Source organism: Nocardiopsis gilva YIM 90087, from assembly GCF_002263495.1.
Taxonomy (GTDB): Bacteria; Actinomycetota; Actinomycetes; order Streptosporangiales; family Streptosporangiaceae; genus Nocardiopsis_C; species Nocardiopsis_C gilva.
This window is the reverse complement of sequence record NZ_CP022753.1, coordinates 5816949-5839765: the sequence shown is the minus strand read 5'-3', so window position 1 is coordinate 5839765 and position 22817 is coordinate 5816949. Positions and strand designations below refer to the sequence as shown.

The window sequence follows — 22817 nt, the reverse complement described above, 5'->3', positions numbered from 1 at the left end:
CCGATGGTCTCGGCGCCCGCTGCGGTCCTCGCCGCACCGGTCATCACCGATGAGGCGCCGAAAATCGACTACTGGCAGCTCTCCCCGATGCTGGTGATCTTCGCCGCGGCGGTGATCGGCGTGCTGGTGGAGGCGTTCGCCCCCAAGGAGCGGCGCCGCCCCATCCAGCTCACCCTGACCATGGCCTCGGTCCTCGGCGCCTTCGCGCTCTCCGTGCTGCTGATCGGCGGGATTCCGGCCGGGGAGGCCGGGACGACGGTGGCGCTGGGCAGCGTGGCCATCGACCGCGTCTCCCTGTTCCTGCAGGGCACCATCCTGGTGCTGGCCTTCATCAGCCTGCTGCTCATCGCCGAGAACCGGCACGCGGAGACGGCGTTCGCCGCGCAGGCGGCGGCGGTCCCCGGCAGTGAGGAGGAGCGCGGGCACATCCTCGCCGGGTCGCGGCACACCGAGGTCTACCCGCTGGTGCTGATCGCACTGCTGGGCATGATGCTCTTCACGGCGGCCAACGACTTCCTCACCCTGTTCGTGGCGCTGGAGGTGATGAGCCTCCCGCTCTACCTGATGTGTGGCCTGGCGCGTACGCGTCGGCTGTTCTCCCAGGAGGCGGCGGTCAAGTACTTCCTGCTCGGCGCTTTCTCCTCGGCGTTCTTCCTGTTCGGCATCGCGCTGGTGTACGGGTACGCGGGCGCGGTGAACTTCGCCGAGGTGCACGCGGCGATCGAGGCGGGCGGCGCCGAGGTGTTCGCCAATCCGGAGGCCGCGCAGCCGCTGCTGCTGGTCGGCATCGCGCTGATCGGGGTGGGGCTGTTCTTCAAGGTCGGCGCGGTCCCGTTCCACAACTGGAAGCCCGACGTCTACCAGGGCGCCCCGACCCCCATCACCGCGCTGATGGCGTCGTGCACCCTCGTCGCGGCGTTCGGCGCGCTGCTGCGCGTGTTCCTCGTGGCCTTCGGCGCCTCGGTGGAGCAGTGGCGTCCGATGCTGTGGATCGTTGCGATCCTCACGATGGTGCTGGCCGCGGTCATCGCGGTGACGCAGCGGGACATCAAGCGGCTGCTGGCCTACTCCTCGGTGGTGCACGCCGGGTTCGTGCTCACCGCCGTCGTGGCGGCCAGCTCCGAGGGCATGGCGGGCGCGATGTTCTACCTCGCCGCCTACGGGTTCACCACGATCGGCGCCTTCGCCGTCGTGACCCTGGTGCGCACGCACGAGAACGGCCCCGAGGCCGGGGAGCTGACGCAGTGGGCCGGGCTCGGCCGCACCGCGCCGCTGCTGGCCGGGTCGCTCGGGCTGTTCCTGCTGGCCTTCGCCGGTATCCCGCTGACCAGCGGGTTCATCGGAAAGTTCGCGGTCTTCCAGGCGGCGATGGCGGGCGGAGCCACCCCGCTGGTGGTCGTGGGTGTGCTCAGCAGCGCCGTGACCGCGTTCTTCTACGTCCGCATCATCGTGCTGATGTTCTTCGCCGAACCGGCCGCCGAAGGCCCGACGGTGATCCGCGCCGGGGCGTTCACCGGCTCGGCCATCACCATCGGCGTCGCGGCCACCCTTCTGCTCGGTGTCTATCCGACGCCGCTGCTCAATCACCTCTACCCGCGGGAGGGGGCTGACACGGGCACAGCGGTGCAGGCCGTAGCGCAGGTCGACGGGTTCGCTCGGTAGCCGCGGGCACTCGGTGGGTGGCTTTGGCTGTGCAACCCCCGTCGGATAACTTGGCTATCCGGTTTATGTTCATCCCGAGAGCGCGCGATACGTCCGTTTGGGTATCGCGCGCCTGTTGACATGTGGAGCTTTCTGGTGAGCGGTGCTGTCCCGAGCGGTTTCCTCGCTCTGCCGTCGATCGACGCGACCCTCGCCCGGGAGGTCCAGGAAGGTCTGGAACAGGTCGAGGAGGTGCTGCGGGAGTCGGTCGCCTCCAGCGACCCGATGCTGTACGAGGCCGCGACGCACCTCCTGGCGGCGGGCGGCAAGCGGTTCCGCGCCACCCTGGTCCTGCTCGCGGCCCGTTTCGGCGATCCGACCTCGTCCGACCTCGTCAAGGCCGCCGCCGTGGTCGAGCTCACCCATGTCGCTACGTTGTACCACGACGACGTGATGGACGAGGCCGAGCTGCGCCGCGGCGAGCCCAGCGCCAATCAGCGCTGGGGCAACACCATCGCCATCCTGACTGGCGACTACGTGTTCGCGCAGGCCTCGCTGATGCTCGCCGATCTGGGCACGGACGCCGTACGGATGCAGGCGCAGACCTTCGCGCGGCTCGTCCAGGGACAGGTCCTGGAGACCTCGGGGCCGCGTGACGGCGTCGACCCGATGGATCACTACCTGCAGGTCATCGCTGACAAGACGGCCTCGCTGATCGCCTCCTCGGCGGAGATCGGCGCGATGTTCGGCAAAGCCGACCCCAAGGTCCAGGAGACGATCGCCCGCGCGTGTGAGGCGCTGGGCATGGCGTTCCAGCTCTCCGACGACATCCTCGACGTCGCCAGTGAGACCGCGGAGTCCGGCAAGGTTCCCGGCACCGACCTCCGCGAGGGGGTACTGACCCTGCCGATGTTCTACGTGCGGCGCAGCACCGACCCGGCCGACATGCGCCTGCGCGAGCTGCTCGGACGCGAGCTGGACGACGCCGAGACAGAGGAGGCGCTGACCCTGCTGCGCGCTCACCCGGCGATGGACGCGGCCCGCGCCGACCTCGCGGCCTGGGCGGACAAGGCGCGCGCCGAACTCGCCACCCTGCCCGCCGGCCCGCCGCGCGACGCGTTCGAGGCGCTGTGCGACTACGTGGTGGCGCGCACCGGCTGATCGGCGGCCGCGGCGGCCCCTGAGCGAGAACGGCCCGCACCCCCGTGAGGGGGATGCGGGCCGTTTTTCTTGTTCGTTCGCAGATCAGGGCGGTTAACGCGATGTCCTGAAATTGGTATCGGCGAGGTAAGACCGGCATGGCGGGCAAGGGGGCGGGGAACCCGCGCACTGCACACTGGTGATCCCGTGATGGCGCTGTGAGCTGCGCGGACGCGGACGCCGCGCGGGGATGTTCGGGGTAGGCGATATGGAGGGAGCGAACCGCCGTGCAAGCACAGCTTGGAATTCGGAACCTCATCGGGCACCGGTTGCTGGACCGGGACGGTAACAGCGTCGGCAAGATCGGCCAGGTGTTCTTCGACGATCAGACCGATGTGCCGAAATGGGTGACGGTCCGCTCCGGGCTGTTCGGCACGCGGGAGAACTTTGTCCCGCTGAGGGGGGCTCAGGCGGTCGATGACGGCCTTCAGGTGCCCTACACGAAGGCCATGATCAAACAGGCCCCGAGCTTCCAGGTCAACCAGCACATCTCCATGCGGCAGGAGGACGTCGTCTACCGCCACTACGGGCTCGACCCGGCAGTGCCCGACCCCCGGGCGTCCGAGTCGGGCTGGAAGCCGCAGGGCAAACACGCCCGCCGCCCGGACGCGGGGCCGAGCGCCGACTACCACGGCGGGGAGGCGGCGTGCCGCGGCTTCCCGGAGCCGCCGCGAGCTGGGGAGACGGCGTGCCACAGCTACCCGGAGCCGCCCCGTGCTGGGGTGCCCCAGCGCCGCGGCTACCAGCAAACGCCCAACGTCCGGAGGGTGTCCTATCCCGGCTACGACCCAGGGCCGCAGGGCGGGGACGCCGCGTGACGCGGCTACGGCGGCACGGGACCACCCGCCGCCTCCTGGGTGGCCGCGCCGATCCGCCCGCGTTCGGCGCCACCGTCGGCAGCACCGCCTCCCGCCGGGCGTAGGTCGGCAGCGGGCGAATCGTCGGGAGGCGGTTCGGCGACGGCCGTCCGCGCCGGACGGGGCGTGGTGTTGCGCAGCATGTCGACGGCGAACACCACCAGCGCCGCCCACACGATGCCGAACCCGAGCCAGCGGCTGAGGGGGAGCTCCTCGTCGAAGACCAGCCAGGCGAAGAGGAACTGCATGATCGGCACCATGAACTGGAGCAGGCCGATAGTGCTGAGCGGGATGCGGCGTGCCGCCATGCCGAAGCAGAGCAGGGGCAGGGCGGTGACGGTTCCGGCGCCGATGAGCAGGAGCGTGTGCGTGGTGGAGACGCTGGTGAACGTCCCTGTCCCCGCGTGCCCCAGGTAGAGCAGGTAGCCGAGTGCGGGCAGGAACATCAGCAGCGTCTCGATGGCCAGACTGTCCAGACCGTCGAGACGCACGAGCTTCTTCAGCACACCGTAGGTGGCGAAGGAGAACGCGACGGAGAGCGACATCCACGGAACGGCGCCGTAGGCGTAGGTGAGGACGGCCACCGCGAGCACGCCCAGCGCCACGGCGACCCACTGGGCGCGGCGCAGCCGCTCGGAGAAGATGATCACCCCGAACACGATGCTGACCAGCGGGTTGATGAAGTAGCCGAGCGCGGCCTGCGAGGTCTGCCCCGAGTTCACGGTGTAGATGAAGACGCCCCAGTTGACCGAGATGACGAGGGCCGCTCCGGCGAGAATCAGGATCTTGCGCGGGTCACGGAGCGCGGCGACGAGCCCGCCCCACTGCCCGCGCGCGGCAAGGATGACCGCGACGGCGAGCAGCGCCCAGACCATCCGGTGGGCGAGGATCTCCACGGGTCCGGCGGCGTCGAGCAGCGGCCAGTAGAGGGTGGAGATGCCCCACATGAGGTAGGCGCTGGCTCCGAGGAGCACGCCGTTAGGGGAATTGGAGTCCGACACGCGTTTCAGATTATTGGAATGGTCATCGGATGAATAGTTAATTCTTCTTACACGATCTTTGAAGCGATCGGAAAACCTCGAGTGCCGGCCTGTGGCGGCGTTCCGGCACGGGGATACGCGCACCGCGGCCCGTCTCGCGCTTCACCGGCGAACCGGACAGAACGGCTAGGCTGGACGCATGTTCGGGCAGAAATCCACCATGGTCGACCGGGCCCAGGCACTTCCCGGCCGCGACGCTCCGACCCCCGCGCTGCCGCCCCACGAGGTCCTGGGCACGCCGCTGACCCCGCCTTACCCGGAGGGCAGCGCGATCGCCGACTTCGGCATGGGCTGCTTCTGGGGCGCCGAACGCAGGTTCTGGCAACTCGGCGCCGAGAACGGCATCATCACCACGGCCGTCGGCTACGCCGGGGGCTACACCCGCAACCCCACCTACGACGAGGTCTGCACCGGCCGCACCGGCCACACCGAAGCCGTCCGCGTGGTCTTCGACCCGGAGAAGATCTCCTACACCGACCTCCTCAGGGTCTTCTGGGAGAACCACGACCCCACCCAGGGCATGCGCCAGGGCAACGACGTGGGCACCCAGTACCGCTCGGCGATCCTGTACCACGACGACACGCAAAAGGCCGCCGCCGAATCTACCCGCGACGCCTTCCAGCCGATCCTCACCCAGGGGGGCTACGGCGCGATCACCACCGAGATCCTTCCGGCGGGCGAGTTCTATTTCGCTGAGGTATATCACCAGCAGTACCTGAGCGACACCAAGAACCCGCATGGCTATTGCGGGGTAGGAGGCACCGGCGAATCCTGCCCTGTGGGCGTCGCCCGAACGGGGGAGTGAGCTCCCTTCTGTGTTCGGTTACGGCCGAGTACGCGAAGAATCGCAGCGCCGAGTCTTCCGTTCCTGTCGCACGTCCGGCACGCGTCTGCGCAAAGCCCGCGCAAATTTGGGCGAGGAGGGCAGGAAACTGTCACAGGCGGAGCCTAGGTTTGCCCCATGATGCAGAAACTGCACTCCACCACGGTCATCGTCGCCGACCAGGAAGAGGCCCTGCGCTTCTACGTTGACACCCTCGGCTGGGAGAAGCGGCAGGACAACACCATGGGCGAGATGCGCTGGCTGACCGTGGCGCCGCGCGGAGCGGAGACCGCTGTGGTGCTCGGGCAGCCGGAGGTCTACAACGAGCAGGCCCCGGGGCCCGGCCGGTCCAAGGGGTGTGGCATCTCGGTGACCACTGATGACATCGACGCCGAGTACGCCGCGCTGACGGAGAAGGGCGTCAACTTCAAGCAGGCGCCGGAGATGATGCCCTGGGGCGACAAGGCCACCTGGTTCACCGACCCCTCTGGCAACGAGTTCTTCCTCGTGCAGGAGATGGGGGCCGCGTCCTAACCGCGCGGAAATCCCCGCAACAGGCGAGGGGCGGGGCGGCGGCCGTGGCGGCACGCCGGACCATCGTTCGCCGAGATTGTCGGTTCCCAGGAGAATACTGGGGCGCGTGATCGACCACATATCTCTACAAGTGGCGAACGTGCAGGCCAGCGCCTCCTTTTACGAAACGCTCCTCGCGCCTTTGGGCGCGCGGCGGCTGCTGGAGTTCGGCGATTTCGTCGGCTTCGGCACGACGCGGCCGACCTTCTGGCTCGGGCCGGTCACGAACGAGGGCGTGCCGCGCGAGACGCACGTGGCCTTCGCCGCGGACGACCGTGCCGCCGTCACCGCGTTCCACGACGCCGCCGTCGAACTGGGGACCGAGATCCTGCACGCGCCGCGCGAGTGGCCGCAGTACCACCCCGACTACTTCGGCGCGTTCGTCCGTGACCCGGACGGCAACAACGTCGAAGCCGTATGCCACGCTCCCGCGTGACGGGTGGTCTCTTGAGTCGATCTCGCTGCAGGACCCCTCAACTCCGTGCCGTTCCTGGCGTCTGGTGGGCGTCTCGGTGGTTTGGGAGCCTGAAGCATGCTGGGAACGGAACTGTACGCGGACAATGCCGTGCACCTGTGGCGGAGTATGGGGCCGGGGGACTCCGACGAGCTCGACGCGCCGCCAGGAGTCGCGATCTTTCGGCTTCCCGTGCGGCGAACCATCAAGGTGGTCGTGCGGCGGGCCATGTGGGAGGCGGGGGACTGGTGGGAACGGCTGCTCGCGGCGCCCGATCGTGAGGCCGTGCTCCTGGAGGACCCCTTCGGCGCGCTGCGGCCGAACGGCAACGGCGGCGCGCCGGATGCGTTCCAGAACATGCCTGTCATGGGAGCGCGGGCGGAGGACGTGATCGACCACGGCTCGTCGCCCCTGGTTCGGGTGGAACCGGTGCGGGATGCCGAGGAACTGACCGGGGCGGAACGGATCATCATCGACGGCTTCCCGGTACGCGACCCGACGCCCGGACGTCCCGGCGGACACCTGCCTCCGAAGCTGATCGAGCGTCCCGGCCTCCGTGTCTGGTCGGCGCATCGTGATGGGAGGCCAGCGGGGGCATGTGTCAGCTGCGACGATGGCGTGGCGGTCGGGATCTATTGGCTGACCACTCTGCCGGAGTACCGGTCGACGGGGGTCGGTCGCGCATTGATGAACGCGGTCGTGGGCGCGTCCCCCGGCCGGGAGATCGTCCTGACGGCCACGGACGCGGGGGTGCCGCTGTACCGATCCCTGGGATTCACCGAGTTCTCCGTGGCGGCCTGGTCCACCTGGGAGCCCCGACAGAGGCGCGCGGCCGCGCCGCCACACAGGCGCCTCGGCACCGACTGACCAGGCTCGGCCTCTGGACTCACGACGACGGCCCGCGTGCGCACTCGCTACGCGGGCCGATCGACGTCGGAGACGAAGCGGGGCGGAGGGCGGGCGCCCTCCGGTCAGGGACCCCTCAGGCGGCGCTGGTTACCAGCCCTGCTGCTGGCCGTAGCCCGGGTACTGCTGGCCATAGCCGGGCTGCTGGCCGTACCCCGGGTACTGCTGCTGGTCGTAGCCGTACCCCGGCTGCTGTTCGTAGCCCGGGTACTGCTGGTACCCCGGGTGGGCGTACCCCTGCTGCGGATGGCCGCCGGTGTGCTGCTGGTAACCGGTGTAGGCATCCTGCTGCTGGGCGCCGGTCGGGTGCTGGCGGTAGGTCTGGTGGGCGCCCGTGCCCTCCTGGGACGCGGTGTCCTTCGCGGGCTGCTCAGCGCTCTGTTGCGGGTCGAGCCGGAAGATGAACAGCCGCATGGACTTGCCCTCGGTGTCCTCGGTGGGCGTGATCAGGTCCAGTCGCCACCCGGCCTCCTCGATCCCCTCGAGGATGCGGGTGAGACCCGGCCGCACCTTGCTGGAGCCGTCGTCGTAGCCGTTCACATCCAGCTGGATGATGAACATCCGGCGCTTCTGCTGTGCCGCGACCTTGGCATGCTCGACGACGGTGCTGTCCCTCACGACCTGCGTGACGCTCATGTGTGAAACCGTACCTATCTGTTCGCTGGGGCGCGGACCCTCCCCGCGAGCGCGGGGAGCGCCGCCGAACGTCCGTGTCCGCTACGGAGAACCTTCGCTACGGAGGACCATCGCCGGGCCGTACCGCACCCATGATGCCCCCTATGGGCATATCTGGCCACAAGGATGCGCAGACCCGATCACTCCGCCACGGCGGCCACAGCCGCGCCGATCGGAGTCTCCCCGTCCACCAGCTCGAGCACCTTGCCGATGGTGGCCGGTTCGTCGAGCAGCCCGACGATCACAGCGGCGACGTTGTCCCGGCTCACCTCGGCGCGGCCCGTCTTCTCCGACAGACGGACCTTCCCGCTCCCCGACGCGTCGGTCAGGCGGCCCGGGCGCAGGATGGTCCAGTCGGTCTCCAGGCTGCGCGACCGCAGGTCGTCGTCGGCCGCCCGCTTGGCCTCGACGTAGGCCGCCCACACCGGTTCGGCGTCGGGGGCGGGACCGTCGTCGACCCCGATCGCCGAGACCATGATGTAGCGGCGCACACCGGCCAGCGAGGCGGCGTCGGCCAGCAGGCGGGCCGCCCCGCGGTCGACCGTGTTCTTGCGGGCCGCCCCACTCCCCGGCCCGGCCCCGGCGGCGAAGACCACCGCGTCGGCGCCCATGACCTTCTCGGTCAGTTCGGTGACGGTCGCCGACTCCAGGTCGATCAGTACGGGCTCGGCACCCGCGGCCGCCACGTCGTCGGCGTGATCGGGATTGCGGATGAGGCCGACGGGGTTGTCGCCGCGCGCGGCCAGCAGTCGTTCGAGACGCAGCGCGATCTTTCCGTGCCCTCCGGCGATGACAATACGCATGATCGCAGGCTATGCCTTCGGCGCCGACGCGGGCGACGGCCGGTCCCAGCGTCGCGCGATCGGTGGCAGGAACGTCCACAGCAGCAGCGTCAGGGCGACCGTGAACAGGCCGAGGCTCATGCCGGCGATGATGTCGGTGCCCCAGTGCACGCCCAAGAGCGGCCGCGACAGCGCGGTGCTCAGGGCGATGACGATGGCCACCACCCACGCGATGCTCCGCCAGGCGCCGCGCAGTAGCGGAAGCACGGCGAAGAGCAGGATGCCCATGCCGGTGACGGCCATGAGCGCGTGCCCGGAGGGGAAGGACGGTCCGACGGCCACCGAGATCGGGTCGGCGAACTCCGGCCGCGGGCGGTCCACGGTGAGCTTCAGGATCAGCCCGAACAGGTTGGCGAGGAAGACGGTCGCCCCGGCCCAGACGGCCGTGCTCACCTGGCGGCGGATCAGCAGCCAGGCGGCGGCCAGCAGGGACACGATCCGCATCGCCCAGGTTCCGAACGCGTCCGTCCACAGCTCCAGGCCGTGCGCGAGTCCGGGTGAGGGGGCGATGGCGTCGTGCAGCGACTGCGCCAGCGACTGGTCGAAGGACATCAGCGGCGCCCACTGGCCCGCGACCAGGGACAGGAGGAGCAGGAGCGGAAGCGCCGCGACGATCATGGTCGTCGCGAGGACGCCGCGTCGGTCGGGGAGCGGCCCGGGCCGCGGGAGTCACGTCGCCTCTCTCCGGGGGCGGGGTGTGTCTGTGATGACGAGGGGGAGAACTGGTCGAATGTGCGCTCATAGGGGCGAAAGACTAACAACGAGTTTAATCAACATGGCCTAAAAGCGACGCTTTGCCCAACATCTGGGTGAATTTCTCGTGTTCGCTCCAGGGGTGCGGGTCGGGCTGGGCCGAGCGGGGAGGGTGGGGGTGGCCCTACGTCGGGGGAGCAACGCACGCTGCGGCGCTCGGGCCGACGCCGCGCGGAGAAGCGTGAACGCCGACAATGCGAGGGGCCGTGCACCGGAGCTTTCCGGTGCACGGCCCCTGCCGTCGGTGTCGGTGATTCTCGTCGCTGGTGATGTTCCTCGCCGTACCGGGTGGCGCTCCCCGGCCGGATCCTCGCTTTACTCCACCGTCCAGGTGTCGCCGCTGGCCAGCAGGCTGGCCAGTTCGCCGCGCCCCTGCGTCGCCTGGGCCTCGCTCAACTGTTCGGCCATGAGTTCGTCGTAGGTGGGACGCGCGACGTCACGGAAGATCCCCACCGGCACGTGGTCGAAGGCCGGGTAGTCCAGCCGCGACAGGGCGAACGCGAATCCCGGGTCGGCACGGTGCGCGTCGTGGCGGAGGATTCGCTCCTCGCCCACGTCCGCGATGTCGGCTACGCCCAGCTCGCCGTACTCGCCGAGCACCACGCCCCGGTCCTCACCGATGCGCAGCGGTTCGCCGTGCTCCAGCCGCAGCAACCGGGTGTCGCGCTCGGCCGGGTCCTTCAGCGGCTCGAACGCGTCGTCATTGAAGATCGGGCAGTTCTGGTAGATCTCCACGAACGACGCGCCCTCATGGTCGGCCGCGGCGCGCAGCACGCTGGTGAGGTGCTTGCGGTCGGAGTCGACGGTGCGCGCCACGAAGCCCGCTTCCGCCCCCAGCGCCAGCGACACCGGGTTGAAGGGGGAGTCCAGCGACCCCATCGGCGAGGACTTGGTGACCTTCCCCGCCTCGGAGGTCGGCGAGTACTGCCCCTTCGTCAGCCCGTAGATGCGGTTGTTGAACAGCAGCACGTTGATGTTGACGTTGCGGCGCAGCGCGTGGATGAGGTGGTTGCCGCCGATCGACAGCCCGTCGCCGTCACCGGTGATCACCCACACCGACAGGTCCGGTCGGCTCGCCGCGAGTCCCGTGGCGATGGCCGGCGCCCGCCCATGGATCGAGTGCATGCCGTAGGTGCTCAGGTAGTACGGGAACCGCGAGGAACAGCCGATCCCGGAGATGATGACGATGTTCTCCCGGGGCACGCCCAGCTCAGGCAGGAACCCCTGGAACGCCGCCAGGATCGCGTAGTCCCCGCAGCCCGGGCACCAGCGCACCTCCTGGTCGGACTTGAAGTCCTTCATCTTGTACGACGCGTCGCCGCGCGGGACGAGCTTCAGGCCCTTGGGGGTCCATCCGCCCTGCTCCGACGCCGCGTTGGAAGCCTTGTCACTCGGCACGGTCGATGACCTCCTGAACCACGCCCGCCAGCTCTTCGGCCTTGAACGGCAGACCGCGGACCTTCGTGTAGCCAATGACGTCGACCAGGAACCTCGCGCGCAGTAGGAGCGCGAGCTGGCCGAGGTTGATCTCGGGGACGAGAACCCGGTCGTAGCTGTGCAGCACCTCACCGAGGTTGGCCGGGAAGGGGTTGAGATACCGCAGGTGCGCCTGGGCGACCTTGCCCCCCGCGCGCCGCACCCGCCGCACGGCGGCCCCGATCGAGCCGTAGGTGCCGCCCCACCCGAGCACGAGGACGCGCGCGTCGCCCGTGGGGTCGTCGACCTCCAGGGGCTGGAGGTCCCGCGCGATCCCGTCGACCTTGGCCTGGCGCGAGCGCACCATCAGGTCGTGGTTGCTCGGGCTGTAGGAGATGTCGCCGCTGCCGGAGCTCTTCTCGATGCCGCCGATGCGGTGCTCCAGCCCCGCGGTCCCGGGCACCGCCCACGGTCGCGCCAGCGTCTCCGGGTCGCGCTGGTAGGCCAGGAACTCCCCGTCGGGGCCGTTGGGCTCGGTGGTGAAGTTCACCGACAGGTCGGGCAGGCCGCCGACGTCGGGGATACGCCAGGGCTCCGACCCGTTGGCGAGGTAGCCGTCGGAGAGCACGATGACCGGGGTGCGGTACGTGGTGGCGATCCGCGTTGCCTCGATCGCGATGTCGAAGCAGTCCGAGGGGGAGCGCGGCGCCAGCACCGGCACCGGCGACTCGCCGTTGCGCCCGAACATCGCCATCAGCAGGTCGGCCTGCTCGGTCTTGGTGGGCATGCCCGTGCTGGGGCCGGCGCGCTGCACGTCGATGACGATCAGCGGAAGCTCGGTCATCACGGCGAGGCCGAGGGTCTCGGCCTTCAGCACCATGCCCGGTCCGGAGGTCGTCGTCACACCGAGGGAGCCGCCGAATGCCGCGCCCAGCGCCGCGCCCACACCCGCGATCTCGTCCTCCGCCTGGAAGGTGCGGATGCCGAACCGCTTGTGCTTCGACAGCTCGTGGAGGATGTCGGAGGCGGGCGTGATCGGGTAGGAGCCCAGGAACAGCGGCAGCCCGGACAGCTGCGATCCGGCGATCAGGCCGTAGGAGATGGCCACGTTGCCGGTGATGTTCCGGTAGGTGCCGGGGGCGAGCCGCGCCGGTTTGATCTCGTAGGAGACCGCGAAGTCCTCGGTGGTCTCGCCGAAGTTCCAGCCGGCCTGGAACGCGGCCAGGTTGGCCGCCAGGATCTCCGGCTTCTGGGCGAACTTCGACTTCAGGAAGCCCAGGGTGCCCTCCGTCGGCCGGTTGTACATCCACGACAACAGGCCGAGCGCGAACATGTTCTTCGCGCGCTGGGCGTCCTTCTTGGAGATGTCGAAGCTCTCCAGCGCCTTGACCGTCATCGAGGTCAGGGGGACCGGACTGACCTTGAACCCCTCGAGCGTGCCGTCCTCCAGCGGATTGGTGTCGTAACCGACCTTGGCCAGGTTCCGCTTGGTGAACTCGTCGGTGTTGACGATGACGATGGCGTTGTCGGGCAGGTCGTCGATGTTGGCCTTGAGCGCCGCCGGGTTCATGGCCACCAGGACGTTGGGGGCGTCGCCCGGTGTCATGATGTCGTGGTCGGCGAAGTGCAGCTGGAAGCTGGACACGCCGGGAAGGGTCCCCGCGGGAGCACGGATCTCCGCTGGGAAGTTCGGCAGGGTGGACAGGTCGTTGCCGAACGACGCGGTTTCCTGGGTGAAGCGGTCGCCGGTCAGCTGCATCCCGTCGCCGGAGTCTCCTGCGAACCGGATGATGACACGGTCGAGTTGTTGGACCTGTTTGGTCACTGAGATCGCCGACCTCCTTGGGGAGCCACCGCATACGGGGGTGGCGGCTCACTGATTGCCTCAGTTCTCGCCCCTGGGCGGGGGACCGGTCGCCTGGGTGGGCGGAACGCGTTGGATATCACGGCCGCGATCGCTTTACCAGCACCGATGGACTACCGGGAGCGGGATCCGCGCGCGGCAGCGGTCCGCGATTCCGCGCCATTCTCGGGACTCGGCGCGGGGCGGGCCGCGCAGGGTTAGGGGCGACACATCACCCCGGCGGTGCGGACGGTGTCCAGGAGCGGACGGCCGACGAGCGGCGCCGCCGGCTGGGCGATCAACGTGATACGAACCACTCTTGCACTATAGGTCGTCCTTCTCGGGCGAGTGGGGAGTGGTGGGGTAGATCACACCCCTAGTTGTGCTGGGCCGCCGGGGTCCCGGTAGGGGTGGACCGAGGTCACGGGGGCAGGCTGCGGCGGGCCCGCGGTGCTTTTCCGGCCGGTCTTCGGCTGGACGAGGGAAGGGCGAGCAGGGCCGAGCAGAGGACGCCAGATCCGCTGACAGCCGATGGGATCCCGCCCCGCCTGGTGGCCCGGTTCTTCCCTTATCGCCCTCTTCCGGGGCTTATCTGGCTCCTTTTCCCATCCGGTGGTGACGTTCATCCCGCTACGACGGGAACGTGGGGCCACGACTTGCGCGTTCGAATGGGTGGACGGGCCTGGAGAGGGACCGGAGAGCGAAGGAGGGCGCAGTCGTCGTGTACCGCAACACGATCCGCGCGGCGTGCCTTCTCGTCGGGCTATCGGTGCTGGTCGTCATCGGCGGCTGGGCGTTCGCGGGAGCGCAGGGGCTGCAGCTCGGAGTCGTCCTGGTGATCGTGATGAACGGCCTGGTGCTGTTCTTCGGCGACTCCATGGCGCTGCGTGCCATGCGCGCGCGCCCCATCAGCGAGATCGAGCGGCCGGAGCTCTACCGGATCGTGCGGGAGCTGGCCACCGAGGCACGCCAGCCGATGCCGCGGCTCTATCTGTCGCCGACACCGGCGCCGAACGCCTTCGCTACGGGACGCGGGCCGCGCCGGGCCGTCATCTGCTGCACCACCGGACTGCTCCGCCTGCTCAACGAGCGGGAGCTGCGCGGGGTCATCGCGCACGAGCTGGCGCACGTGCGCAATCGCGACACGGTCGTCTGCTCGGTCGCGGCGACACTGGCCGCGATCATCACGTCGATGACCGCCCTGGCCTTGCTGCTGCCGCTGGGCGATTCCGAGGACGAGGATGTGCCGAGCCTGCTGAGCGGGCTGCTCTTCCTGGTTCTCGGCCCGGCCGCCGCACTGGTGATCCGGATCGCCGTCACACGGGGTCGGGAGCACTGCGCCGACGAGGCCGCGGCGCGCCTCACCGGAGACCCGATCGGCCTCGCCAACGCCCTCCGCAAGATCGAGGTGGGCACCCGGACCCACCCCCTCCCCACCGAGGGGCGGCTGCTCGCGTCTGCTCACCTGATGATCGCCCACCCGTTCCCGCCGCAGGGAATGAGCCGCGTCTTCGCTGTGCACCCGCCCACGCGCGAGCGCATCCGCCGCCTGCGGCGCATGGCCGTGGACGGCGGCTGGGGACTCGACTGACTCGTGAACCCGCGCGAACGCGAGGGGAGGGTCGGCAGGCCGGTCCGGAGCGGACGAGCAGGAGAGAGCTAGGGAGAGAAATACGAGCGGCCCGCCCGGACCGAGAGGGGCGAGCAGGCCGCGGACCGCCTGACTACCGGTAGTTCACAAACTGGAGGGCCAGGTCGAGGTCCTTCTCCTTGAGCAGGTTGATGACCGACTGCAGGTCGTCCTTCTTCTTGGAGCTGACCCGCAGCTCGTCGCCCTGGATCTGGGCCTTGATGCCCTTGGGGCCCTCGTCGCGGATGATCTTGGAGATCTTCTTGCCGTCCTCGGTGGAGATGCCCTCCTTGAGGGCGACCGGGAGGCGGTACTCCTTGCCGGAGATCTTCGGCTCGTCCGCCGGGTCGAGGACCTTGAGCGAGACGTTCCGCTTGATCAGCTTCTCCTTGAACACCTCGAAGGCGGCCTTGACGCGCTCCTCGGAGTTGGCGCGGACCTCCACGCCCTGCTCTCCCGACCAGGTGATGGTGGCACCGGTCCCCTTGAAATCGAAGCGCTGGGAGAGTTCCTTGCCGGTCTGGTTCAGCGCGTTGTCGACCTCCTGGCGGTCGAGCTTGGATACGACGTCGAAACTGGACTCAGCGGCCACGTGTGTTCACACCTTTGAGAGACGGTTGGCAGACGACCTTCGGGCCCGCCCCGCAGGGCACCCGACGGGAGTTGTCGACGCAGCCGGTCCGCGACGGCCATGTCGTCCGGCTGCGGCAGAGACAGAGCTTAGCCGCGTGGCGGCCCGAGCGTCCTGACAGCATGCCGAACGCCGTCCCAAACGCCCGCGAGGTTTTCGATTTCGTGTCCGCGCCACATGTCCGCTATCCTCATTCATGCGCCGCGACACCACGTCGCCGCATCCCAGGCAGGTTGCCCGAGTGGCCAAAGGGAGCGGTCTGTAAAACCGCCGGCTCAGCCTACGTAGGTTCGAACCCTACACCTGCCACCCACGGAGAACGCCCTCTGACCAGCATGTGCGGTCAGGGGGCGTTTTCGTGTCGTACGGCTGTGCCCGACGACGCCGCACCGGCACCGCACGGGGGCGCGAAGCGGACATGGTACAAGTGCCGATGGCTCCAACCCTCGATTTGTCCGGAGGTCCTACGTGTCCGCGAAGTCCGCGCCGATCCGCATCAGTGACCAAGCCGCCGTCAGCCTTCTCGTCGTTGTCGTGATGGTCGGCTTCGCCAACGGAGAATTCTTCGACGGCGCCGCCCAGATCCCCGGCGTGGCATTCGTGATCCTGGCCTGCGGGGTCATCGGCGCCGTGTTCGGTGCCAACGCCCGCCGCCGTCGGCGTGGCCAGGAGTCCTGAGCGAAGTCCGGGCGGGCGGGCTCGGAGCAGGGCAGAAGTCATCACTTGCGTCGAATACGCGCCGACGATGTGACACCGACGGCGTCGCTGCGCCGAAAGCGCTCCTTGACCAGCGTATGTGCTGGTCGAGGAGCGCTTTTGTGTTTGTCGGGGCTCCTCCGGTCGGGCCGGACGCGAAGGCCGTTCGCGGTGACGTCCGTGGCCGCGCCGGTGGTCGTGCTCCGCCGTGTTCCTCGTTCCTCTCCGCCGTCTCCGTCGGTTGCGGCCCGTGCTCGGCTGCCGCTGGGAGCGGGTGCCTTCCGTGGGGGACACGCCGACGCTCGTCGCGGATGTGGGCCATCTGTCACCGGGGCACGGATGCCATGCCGTCACTGTTTCTCACTCGCGGGGCTCTGCCGGGTATCGAGATACCGATCTGCGACACGCCGATTTCCTGAGGGGATTCTGATCCGTCGGGCGGGGTCGGCAACGTACGAATCATGTGCTGGAAGGCGTCCGCCAAGTCCGAATCCGCCTTGATTAAAGGTGTTTTATAGAGTGCGGTAAATGAATATCTAAAAGATTCGTCAATGGACCACGGTGTGATAAGTGATTTCCTTCTCCAACCATCACTGAACGGATGAAATGGACATTTGGATTTCCCCGTTTTGGCGTTGACAAAACTCTTGGCTTCGGATGATGATTGCCGACGTCCACCGCATCAAGGGGTGCCTGTGTGGGTGCCCTTATTCTCAGTAGCATCGCTTATTTAATTCGGGGGATCCGACATGAAAAGGCTCGTTTCCGCGGGCTTCGCGGCGGGCGCGCTAATGGGCGCGTTGTTCATGGCCGCGCCTGCTCACGCGGATGGCAGCTCTCAGACCAACAACAACCTCCAGGTGCTGCCGATCCAGCTCTGCAACTCCAACATCCTGCTGGGTGTGCCGATCGCTTCGCCGCAGACCACTGGCCACTGCACCAACGGCCCGATCAACGCGAACGTCGACAAGCACAAGCACCACGGCCACCACGGCAAGCACCACGGTTACCACTACTGACTCAGGAAGGAACCCCATGCTTCAGAAGCTGGGAATCGCCGGCCTAGTCGCCGGCGCTGCGATGGGCGCAGTTATGGCCGCCGCTCCTGCCTACGCGCAGGACGGCTCTCAGGCCAACAACAACCTGCAACTGGTTCCGATCCAGGCGTGCAACCTCAACGCCGTGATCGCCGTGCCGATCTTCTCGCCGCAGCACACCGGCCACTGCACCAACGGGCCGATCGACGTGAACGTTGAGAAGCACAAGCACCACGGCCACCACAAGCACCACGGTTACTACTAGGGGAACACATGCTTCGCAAACTTGGTATCGCCGGCCTGGTCGCTGGCGCTGCGATGGGCGCGGTGCTGTCCGCCGCGCCTGCTCACGCAGACGGCGGCCATCAGACCAACAACAACCTGCAGCTGATTCCGGTCCAGCTCTGCAACTCCAACATCCTGCTCGGCATCCCGGTCTTCTCGCCGCAGCACACCCACAACTGCACCAACGGCCCGATCAACGCGAACGTTGAGAAGCACAAGGGCCACCACCACGGTCACCACGGCCACCACCACGGCCACCACGGTCACCACGGTCACCACTACTGATTCTGGTAAGGAGCTCCACAATGCTGCGCAAGTTCGCTGCGGGTGCCCTCGTGGCCGGGGCCGCCATGAGCGCCCTGATGATGGGGACGCCCGCTCACGCCGACGGCTACACGGCCAACAACAACCTGCAGCTGATTCCAATTCAGCTCTGCAACGCCAACATCCTCGCGATTCCGATCGCGTCGCCGCAGCACACCGGCCACTGCACCAACGGCCCGATCAACACGAATGTTGAGAAGCACAAGGGCCACCACCACGGCCACCACCACGGCCACCACCACGGCCACCACGGCCATCACCACCACGGCCACCACTACTAATCAGGTAGTTGGGTGACGCGGCGGCCGTGACCTAGTCGCCGTAGTCAGCGCCGAGATTCGAAAGAAAGGGAGGATTCCCCGCGCCTTTCCCCGCACCGGGGTGGGCCGGGGGATCCTCTCGCCTTTGTGATCACCGTCGGAGGACGACCGCGGAGCCGTGCCCGAAAAGGCCCTGATTCACCGCGATTCCGACGCGTGCGGGGCGCACCTGGCGGTCGTCGGCCCGCCCCTGCAATTGTCGGGTGATTTCGTATACCTGGGCGATCGCCTGCGCGGGGACCGCCTCACCGAAACTCGCGAGTCCGCCGCTGGGATTGACCGGGATGCGCCCGCCGATCTCCGTCGCGCCGTCGCGCAACAATCCCTCGGCGTCCCCGACCGGGCACAGCCCGATGTCCTCGTACCAGTCCAGTTCCAGGGCGGTCGACAGGTCATACACCTCGGCCAGATCGAGATCCTCCGGCCCCACCCCGGCCTGTTCGTAGGCGGCCTGTGCGATGGAGGCGCGAAATGGCGTCTCGGGTGGGTTGAGAACGAGGCAGGAATCGGTGGCGAAGTTCGGTATTTCCAGAAGGTGGTTCGGAAAGCGCGGCGTGACCGTGGCGACGGCGCTGAGGCGTACCGGCCGCCGCTGGCGTCGGCGCGCGTGGTCCACCCCGGTCAGAACCAGAGCGGCCGCCCCGTCGCTGGTCGCGCAGATGTCCAGCAGCCGCAGCGGGTCGGCCACGATCGGGGACGCGAGCACGTCCTCCTCGGTGACCTTCGCGCGGTAGCGCGCGTTGGGATTGGCCGCCCCATGGCCCGCGTTCTTCACCTTCACCCGGGCGAAATCGGCCGAAGTGGAGCCGTACAGCGCCATACGGCGCCGAGCCGCCAGCGCGAAGTAGGCCGGGTTGGTCGCGCCCAGGAGACGGAAGCGGAGCCAGTCGGGGTCGTCCGGGCGGTCCCCGGAGACGGGCGCGAAGAAGCCCTTGGGCGCGGAGTCCGAGCCGATGACCAGGGCGACGTCGCACAGCCCGGCCAAGATCTGCGCGCGGGCGACGGCGATGGCCTGCGCGCCACTCGCGCACGCCGCGTAGCAGCTGGCGATCTGCGCGCCGCTCCAGCCGAGCGCCTGGGCGAACGTGGCCCCGGCCACGAACCCGGGGTAACCGTTGCGGATGGTGCAGGCTCCGGCGATGAAGCCGACGTCGGTGTGCTCGATGCCGGCGTCGGCGAGGGCCGCTCGAGCGGCGGTGACGCCGTATTCGACGAAACCGCGGCCCCACTTTCCCCACGGGTGCATGCCGGTGCCCGCGACGGCGACGTCGGCGGCGGTCATCGGCCCGGCCCCGCATCCGGCCGGGGCCGTGTGCGGGCATCGACGCCGTCGCCCCCGCCCTCTGCGGGGCCGGGCAGCGGACGCCACTTCCAGATGAGGTACTCGCACGCGTCGTCGGCGTACAGCACGCCCGCGGCCAACTCCGCTTCCTGGCCGATCTCCAGGTCGTCGACGGTCACGCCGGGCACCGTCTGCCCCAGGATGACGATGCGCTCGGCCGCCAGCTCCACCGCGGCCAGCGTGAAGGGTTCGTAGGGATCGGTCCGCGCGATGTAGGGCGCCGGGGGCGGGTAGCGGCTGTCGGTATAGGACCAGATCTGGCCGCGCCGGGAGAGCCGGATGTGCGCGAAATCCTCGCCGGAGCAGGACGGATTGCGGCAGAACCCCCGCTCCGGCGGAAAGTGCACGGTTCCGCAGTCCGCGCAGCGTGTCCCCAGGAGGTGGGGACCGTCAGCGTCGACCATGAACCATCCCTCGGCGGCGGAGACCCGTGGCGTGCTCATGACCCCCTTATAACAGCCAAGCGCTTGTTTGGTAATGGGGGTTGTGGCACGCAGATAGGGCGGCGGCCGCATGGGGGTGCGCGACGACAGCGGCCCGCGTCCGGGTCACCTGGAAGTGAGATCGCTCGCAGAAAGGGGATCACCACGGGGCGTAGCCAACGCAGTGGTGGGAGGGGACGACATGGACATGACACGCCTGGCTGTCGTCGGGGCGCTGTGCGCCCTGACAGCGGTCGCCGGATGCGGGGACCGAAACGGCGGCTCCGGAGGTGGTCCGGGCGGCGCGCCCTCGCCGACCGACAGGACAGCGACAGCGGGCGAGCCCACGCCCACCGATGGGGACGGCCGCGACGACGGCGAGATCTACGTCTTCAACACCTACGGCAACGAGGAGGGATTCCGCGACCAGCGCCCGAAGGTCCTGGTCGCCTCGGAGTTCACCACCTTTTCCGACCTGACCTGGTCCGGCTGGGGCCAGTCGCCGGCCGTCGGCGAGGGCACGGTGTCGGGAACCTGGTGCCTCCCCGAGTGCCAGGACGACCCCTTCCCGGTCACCGTCGAGCTCGACACCCCCAAGGACTTCGACGGCGACGACTACTACACCGCCTATTCGGTGCCGGACGACTCCGAGCTTCCCCCGGACATGAAGGAGCGCATGGAGGAGGCCGACGGCGGCCGGCTGATGGTTCCGTCGACCGACTAAGGACCGCGGGCCGCCCGGTCCACTGGCCGACCCGTCCCCGCGACACCGCTCGGCCACCGTCGCGGGGACGGGTTCTCCTCAAGAAATACAGGGGATGGTTTCTTCGCAGGTCAAGGCGTAGTTTCGGGTATCGCCGCGGATGTCGGAGCCCGGGTTTTGGGCGCGACAGTGGCCCAGGGTCTTTAGTCTGCTGAGTTGTGGGTGACTCAGCGAACCAGGCGACGACGGCGACCGCCGACGACGGCGTCGCGCGGGCCAGCGAGCGCGCGGACGACACGGGTGTGCCTGTGCCCAGGCACGGCCGCGCCGCGCTGCTCCGCCTTGCCTCCTGGTTCGAAGCCGCTGAGACCGACACCGCGCACGAGCTCTTCACCGCCGCGTTCGCGGTCCACCCGGCCCGCCACCTCGGCGGCACCGGTGAGGACGCCGTCGCCGCCACCACGAGCTGGTGGGACGCGCCACTCGCCCGCACCGCCGCCCTCCGGCTCACCAGCGCTCTGCCCCCCGCCCCCATCCCCGACCACACCGACCAGCAGGCGCGCCTGCGCGACGCCGCCGAGTCCTCCGCTCACTGGCGGCGCACCGCCGCCCAGGAGCTGCGCCGCGTGCTGGCCGAACCCACGGGCGACAATGCCCGGCCGCACCTGTCCGGCCTCGCGCTGGAGGTGCTCATGGAACTCCTCACCGCCACCCTGAGCGCCGGTGACGCCACCCTCTCCCCCGTCTCCGCCGGAGACCTCGAACTCGGTATCCGGCTGCACATCCGCAGCGCTCCGACGGCACGCATCACCCTGCGGGGGGCTGACGGCGACCTCACACTCGAAGGCCTGCGGATGCAGATCACCGCATACGCGGTCGACGCGGGGACCGACGCTGACGAGATCGACGACACCGAGGACACCGACGACACCGCCGTGTCCGACACGACGACGGACGACTGCGGGCTGGCGGGGCTGGATCCCGGGATCCGGCTGGTCCGCCAGGCGTGAATCGGGCCGGGCGATCTCATCGGCGCACTGCCCTGGCCTACCCCGACCACCACGAGACGACCGGCGCCCCTTCGGCCCCGAGAAGCACATAACCAGGCGCAGGAGGTGACGGACACCAGTGGAGTCCAGCGAGGACATCGCGCTCATCGGAGAGCGCCAGGCGGCCGCGCGGCGGCTCCTGACCGCCCCGATCGTCACCGCCCGCACCCACCCCGAGGACTTCGCGGTCATCCGCGCCCACTCCGACTGGCTGATCCAGCGGTTCCACCGAATCCTGGACTACCGGTTGACGGTCGCGGCCGACCACGCACGCCTCGCCAAGACCGGCCTCGTCCGGTCCGTCGCCCGCCCCCTCACCCGGTCCAGCGGCGCCCACTTCTCCCCGCGCGCCTACACCTACCTCGCCCTCGCCCTGGCCGCCCTGGTGGAGGCGCCGCCCACGCTTCCGGTGTCGCGGCTGGCCGCCGACGTGCATGCCGCTGCCACGGAGGCCGGACTCGACCTGGACCCCCGCGACCGGATGGCCGAGCGCCGCACCTTCGCCGCCGCACTGCGCCACCTCGTCGGCTGGGGCGTGATCACCGAACGCGAGGGGACGCTCGCCGCGTACTCCGGGTACGCCGCCGACGGGGCGCGGGAGGTGTGGCTGGAAGTCGATCTGGAGCTGGCCCGCCGCGTGGTCGCGCACCCGCCGCACTCCGCTCCCGACCCCTCCGTCTTCGTGGAGGGGATGGAGGGCACCGACCCGTCGGGCGACGAAGCCGGTGAGGTCGCGCTGCGTCGCATGCTCGCCGAGACGCCCGTCGTCTACCGCGCCGACCTGTCCGAGCGGCAGCGCGAGCGCCTCGCCCACCACCAGTGGCGGGCCGTCGCCGAACTCGGCGAGCTGCTCGGCTGCGACGCCGAGATCCGCGCCGAGGGCATCGCGCTGATCATGCCCGACGAGACCGAGGAGGACCGCGGCGCCGTCTTCCCCAGCGGCGACCCGATCGGCCAGGCGGCGCTGCTTCTGCTGGAGCGCCTGATCGCGCGGCTGCGTCCGGAGCACTCACCCGTGCACGCTGTCCCCGTGCCCCCCGACACCCTGCGCACCGAGATCGCCGCCGTTGTCGCTCCCGACGCCGAGCCGCGCCACTGCTGGTCCCGTACCGCCCTTTCCCACATCCCCGACCAGGACGACCTCACCCACCGTGTGCTCCGACTGCTCCGCGACGCCGGTCTGATGAGCCACCCCTCGCCGAGCGCCACCGGGTACGACGGCTGGAGCCTCCTCGCGGCCGCCGCCCGGTACGGAGGCAGACGGGGGCAGCGATCGCAGCGCGCGGACGCGACAACGGTGCGGGGTGAGGGAGAAGAAACGGAGTCGGTGCCGGGAGAGCGAGCGTGACACGGCG

Annotated in this window: 25 protein-coding genes and 1 tRNA gene; 17 read left to right on the top strand and 9 right to left on the bottom strand. The window is 69.2% G+C overall.

Annotated features, from left to right (window positions below):
* Nucleotides 1-3: 3 nt before the first annotated feature.
* The 3 genes from nuoN to CDO52_RS25495 all read left to right on the top strand — a co-directional run bounded on the left by nuoN (nucleotide 4) and on the right by CDO52_RS25495 (nucleotide 3659).
* On the top strand, nucleotides 4-1662 hold the full coding sequence (gene nuoN, locus CDO52_RS25505) for an NADH-quinone oxidoreductase subunit NuoN (protein ID WP_026125790.1): 1659 nt from the start codon (nucleotides 4-6) through the stop codon (nucleotides 1660-1662).
* 135 nt (nucleotides 1663-1797) lie between these two features.
* Nucleotides 1798-2802: a polyprenyl synthetase family protein gene (locus CDO52_RS25500; protein WP_017618595.1), complete on the top strand. Its 1005-nt coding sequence runs from the start codon at nucleotides 1798-1800 to the stop codon at nucleotides 2800-2802.
* Nucleotides 2803-3068: 266 nt separating this feature from the next.
* Nucleotides 3069-3659: a PRC-barrel domain-containing protein gene (locus CDO52_RS25495; protein ID WP_094932756.1), complete on the top strand. Its 591-nt coding sequence runs from the start codon at nucleotides 3069-3071 to the stop codon at nucleotides 3657-3659.
* A gap of 5 nt (nucleotides 3660-3664) precedes the next feature.
* Here the strand turns inward: CDO52_RS25495 and rarD are convergent, their stop codons facing one another.
* The gene (rarD, locus tag CDO52_RS25490; protein WP_051060730.1) at nucleotides 3665-4645 is read right to left on the bottom strand and encodes an EamA family transporter RarD; all 981 of its coding nucleotides are present in this window, start codon (nucleotides 4643-4645) and stop codon (nucleotides 3665-3667) included.
* Between the two features lie 232 nt (nucleotides 4646-4877).
* On the opposite strand from rarD, the gene msrA reads away from it, so the two are divergent.
* From msrA to CDO52_RS25470, 4 genes are all read left to right on the top strand, one after another.
* Nucleotides 4878-5543, top strand: a complete 666-nt coding sequence (gene msrA, locus CDO52_RS25485) for a peptide-methionine (S)-S-oxide reductase MsrA (RefSeq protein WP_017618598.1) — start codon at nucleotides 4878-4880, stop codon at nucleotides 5541-5543.
* Between the two features lie 156 nt (nucleotides 5544-5699).
* Nucleotides 5700-6095, top strand: a complete 396-nt coding sequence (locus tag CDO52_RS25480) for a VOC family protein (protein WP_017618599.1) — start codon at nucleotides 5700-5702, stop codon at nucleotides 6093-6095.
* Between the two features lie 106 nt (nucleotides 6096-6201).
* The gene (locus tag CDO52_RS25475; protein WP_026125792.1) at nucleotides 6202-6570 is read left to right on the top strand and encodes a VOC family protein; all 369 of its coding nucleotides are present in this window, start codon (nucleotides 6202-6204) and stop codon (nucleotides 6568-6570) included.
* Nucleotides 6571-6666: 96 nt separating this feature from the next.
* Complete coding sequence (locus CDO52_RS25470; RefSeq protein WP_017618601.1) at nucleotides 6667-7455, top strand: GNAT family N-acetyltransferase; 789 nt, start codon at nucleotides 6667-6669, stop codon at nucleotides 7453-7455.
* Between the two features lie 129 nt (nucleotides 7456-7584).
* Here CDO52_RS25470 and CDO52_RS25465 read toward each other — a convergent pair whose 3' ends face one another.
* The 5 genes from CDO52_RS25465 to CDO52_RS25445 form a co-directional block, all read right to left on the bottom strand.
* The gene (locus CDO52_RS25465) at nucleotides 7585-8130 is read right to left on the bottom strand and encodes a hypothetical protein (protein ID WP_026125793.1); all 546 of its coding nucleotides are present in this window, start codon (nucleotides 8128-8130) and stop codon (nucleotides 7585-7587) included.
* A 179-nt stretch (nucleotides 8131-8309) separates the two neighbouring features.
* Entirely contained in the window at nucleotides 8310-8972 is a 663-nt protein-coding gene (locus CDO52_RS25460) for an SDR family oxidoreductase (protein ID WP_017618602.1), read from the bottom strand.
* Nucleotides 8973-8981: 9 nt separating this feature from the next.
* On the bottom strand, nucleotides 8982-9629 hold the full coding sequence (locus tag CDO52_RS25455; RefSeq protein ID WP_094932755.1) for a phosphatase PAP2 family protein: 648 nt from the start codon (nucleotides 9627-9629) through the stop codon (nucleotides 8982-8984).
* 450 nt (nucleotides 9630-10079) lie between these two features.
* Nucleotides 10080-11066, bottom strand: a complete 987-nt coding sequence (locus CDO52_RS25450) for a 2-oxoacid:ferredoxin oxidoreductase subunit beta (protein WP_152471608.1) — start codon at nucleotides 11064-11066, stop codon at nucleotides 10080-10082.
* An 85-nt stretch (nucleotides 11067-11151) separates the two neighbouring features.
* Nucleotides 11152-13005: a 2-oxoacid:acceptor oxidoreductase subunit alpha gene (locus tag CDO52_RS25445; RefSeq protein ID WP_017618605.1), complete on the bottom strand. Its 1854-nt coding sequence runs from the start codon at nucleotides 13003-13005 to the stop codon at nucleotides 11152-11154.
* Between the two features lie 739 nt (nucleotides 13006-13744).
* Between CDO52_RS25445 and CDO52_RS25440 the strand changes: the two genes are divergently transcribed.
* Nucleotides 13745-14614: a M48 family metalloprotease gene (locus CDO52_RS25440; protein ID WP_017618607.1), complete on the top strand. Its 870-nt coding sequence runs from the start codon at nucleotides 13745-13747 to the stop codon at nucleotides 14612-14614.
* A 133-nt stretch (nucleotides 14615-14747) separates the two neighbouring features.
* Here CDO52_RS25440 and CDO52_RS25435 read toward each other — a convergent pair whose 3' ends face one another.
* Nucleotides 14748-15245, bottom strand: coding sequence for a YajQ family cyclic di-GMP-binding protein (locus CDO52_RS25435; RefSeq protein WP_017618608.1), 498 nt, complete (start codon nucleotides 15243-15245; stop codon nucleotides 14748-14750).
* Between the two features lie 266 nt (nucleotides 15246-15511).
* On the opposite strand from CDO52_RS25435, the gene CDO52_RS25430 reads away from it, so the two are divergent.
* The 6 genes from CDO52_RS25430 to CDO52_RS25405 all read left to right on the top strand — a co-directional run bounded on the left by CDO52_RS25430 (nucleotide 15512) and on the right by CDO52_RS25405 (nucleotide 17907).
* A tRNA-Tyr gene (locus CDO52_RS25430) sits at nucleotides 15512-15593 on the top strand.
* 159 nt (nucleotides 15594-15752) lie between these two features.
* Nucleotides 15753-15962: a hypothetical protein gene (locus CDO52_RS25425; protein WP_017618609.1), complete on the top strand. Its 210-nt coding sequence runs from the start codon at nucleotides 15753-15755 to the stop codon at nucleotides 15960-15962.
* A gap of 767 nt (nucleotides 15963-16729) precedes the next feature.
* The gene (locus CDO52_RS25420) at nucleotides 16730-16999 is read left to right on the top strand and encodes a hypothetical protein (RefSeq protein ID WP_017618610.1); all 270 of its coding nucleotides are present in this window, start codon (nucleotides 16730-16732) and stop codon (nucleotides 16997-16999) included.
* A 16-nt stretch (nucleotides 17000-17015) separates the two neighbouring features.
* Nucleotides 17016-17282, top strand: a complete 267-nt coding sequence (locus CDO52_RS25415; RefSeq protein WP_017618611.1) for a hypothetical protein — start codon at nucleotides 17016-17018, stop codon at nucleotides 17280-17282.
* Between the two features lie 8 nt (nucleotides 17283-17290).
* Nucleotides 17291-17587: a hypothetical protein gene (locus CDO52_RS25410; protein WP_017618612.1), complete on the top strand. Its 297-nt coding sequence runs from the start codon at nucleotides 17291-17293 to the stop codon at nucleotides 17585-17587.
* Between the two features lie 20 nt (nucleotides 17588-17607).
* Nucleotides 17608-17907 carry a hypothetical protein gene (locus CDO52_RS25405; RefSeq protein ID WP_094932754.1) on the top strand — a complete coding sequence of 100 codons (300 nt, stop codon included), beginning with the start codon at nucleotides 17608-17610 and terminating at the stop codon, nucleotides 17905-17907.
* Between the two features lie 130 nt (nucleotides 17908-18037).
* On the opposite strand, the gene CDO52_RS25400 is transcribed toward CDO52_RS25405, so the two are convergent.
* Nucleotides 18038-19228: a lipid-transfer protein gene (locus CDO52_RS25400; RefSeq protein ID WP_017618614.1), complete on the bottom strand. Its 1191-nt coding sequence runs from the start codon at nucleotides 19226-19228 to the stop codon at nucleotides 18038-18040.
* A complete protein-coding gene (locus tag CDO52_RS25395) occupies nucleotides 19225-19731 on the bottom strand; it encodes a Zn-ribbon domain-containing OB-fold protein (RefSeq protein ID WP_051060728.1) in 507 nt (168 codons plus the stop codon). The genes CDO52_RS25400 and CDO52_RS25395 overlap by 4 nt, the downstream gene beginning before the upstream one ends.
* A gap of 181 nt (nucleotides 19732-19912) precedes the next feature.
* Between CDO52_RS25395 and CDO52_RS25390 the strand changes: the two genes are divergently transcribed.
* The 3 genes from CDO52_RS25390 to CDO52_RS25380 all read left to right on the top strand — a co-directional run bounded on the left by CDO52_RS25390 (nucleotide 19913) and on the right by CDO52_RS25380 (nucleotide 22810).
* Nucleotides 19913-20434, top strand: coding sequence for a hypothetical protein (locus tag CDO52_RS25390; RefSeq protein WP_017618616.1), 522 nt, complete (start codon nucleotides 19913-19915; stop codon nucleotides 20432-20434).
* A 197-nt stretch (nucleotides 20435-20631) separates the two neighbouring features.
* Nucleotides 20632-21423 carry a DUF2397 family protein gene (locus CDO52_RS25385; protein WP_017618617.1) on the top strand — a complete coding sequence of 264 codons (792 nt, stop codon included), beginning with the start codon at nucleotides 20632-20634 and terminating at the stop codon, nucleotides 21421-21423.
* A gap of 118 nt (nucleotides 21424-21541) precedes the next feature.
* Entirely contained in the window at nucleotides 21542-22810 is a 1269-nt protein-coding gene (locus tag CDO52_RS25380) for a TIGR02678 family protein (RefSeq protein WP_094932753.1), read from the top strand.
* Nucleotides 22811-22817: the final 7 nt, after the last annotated feature.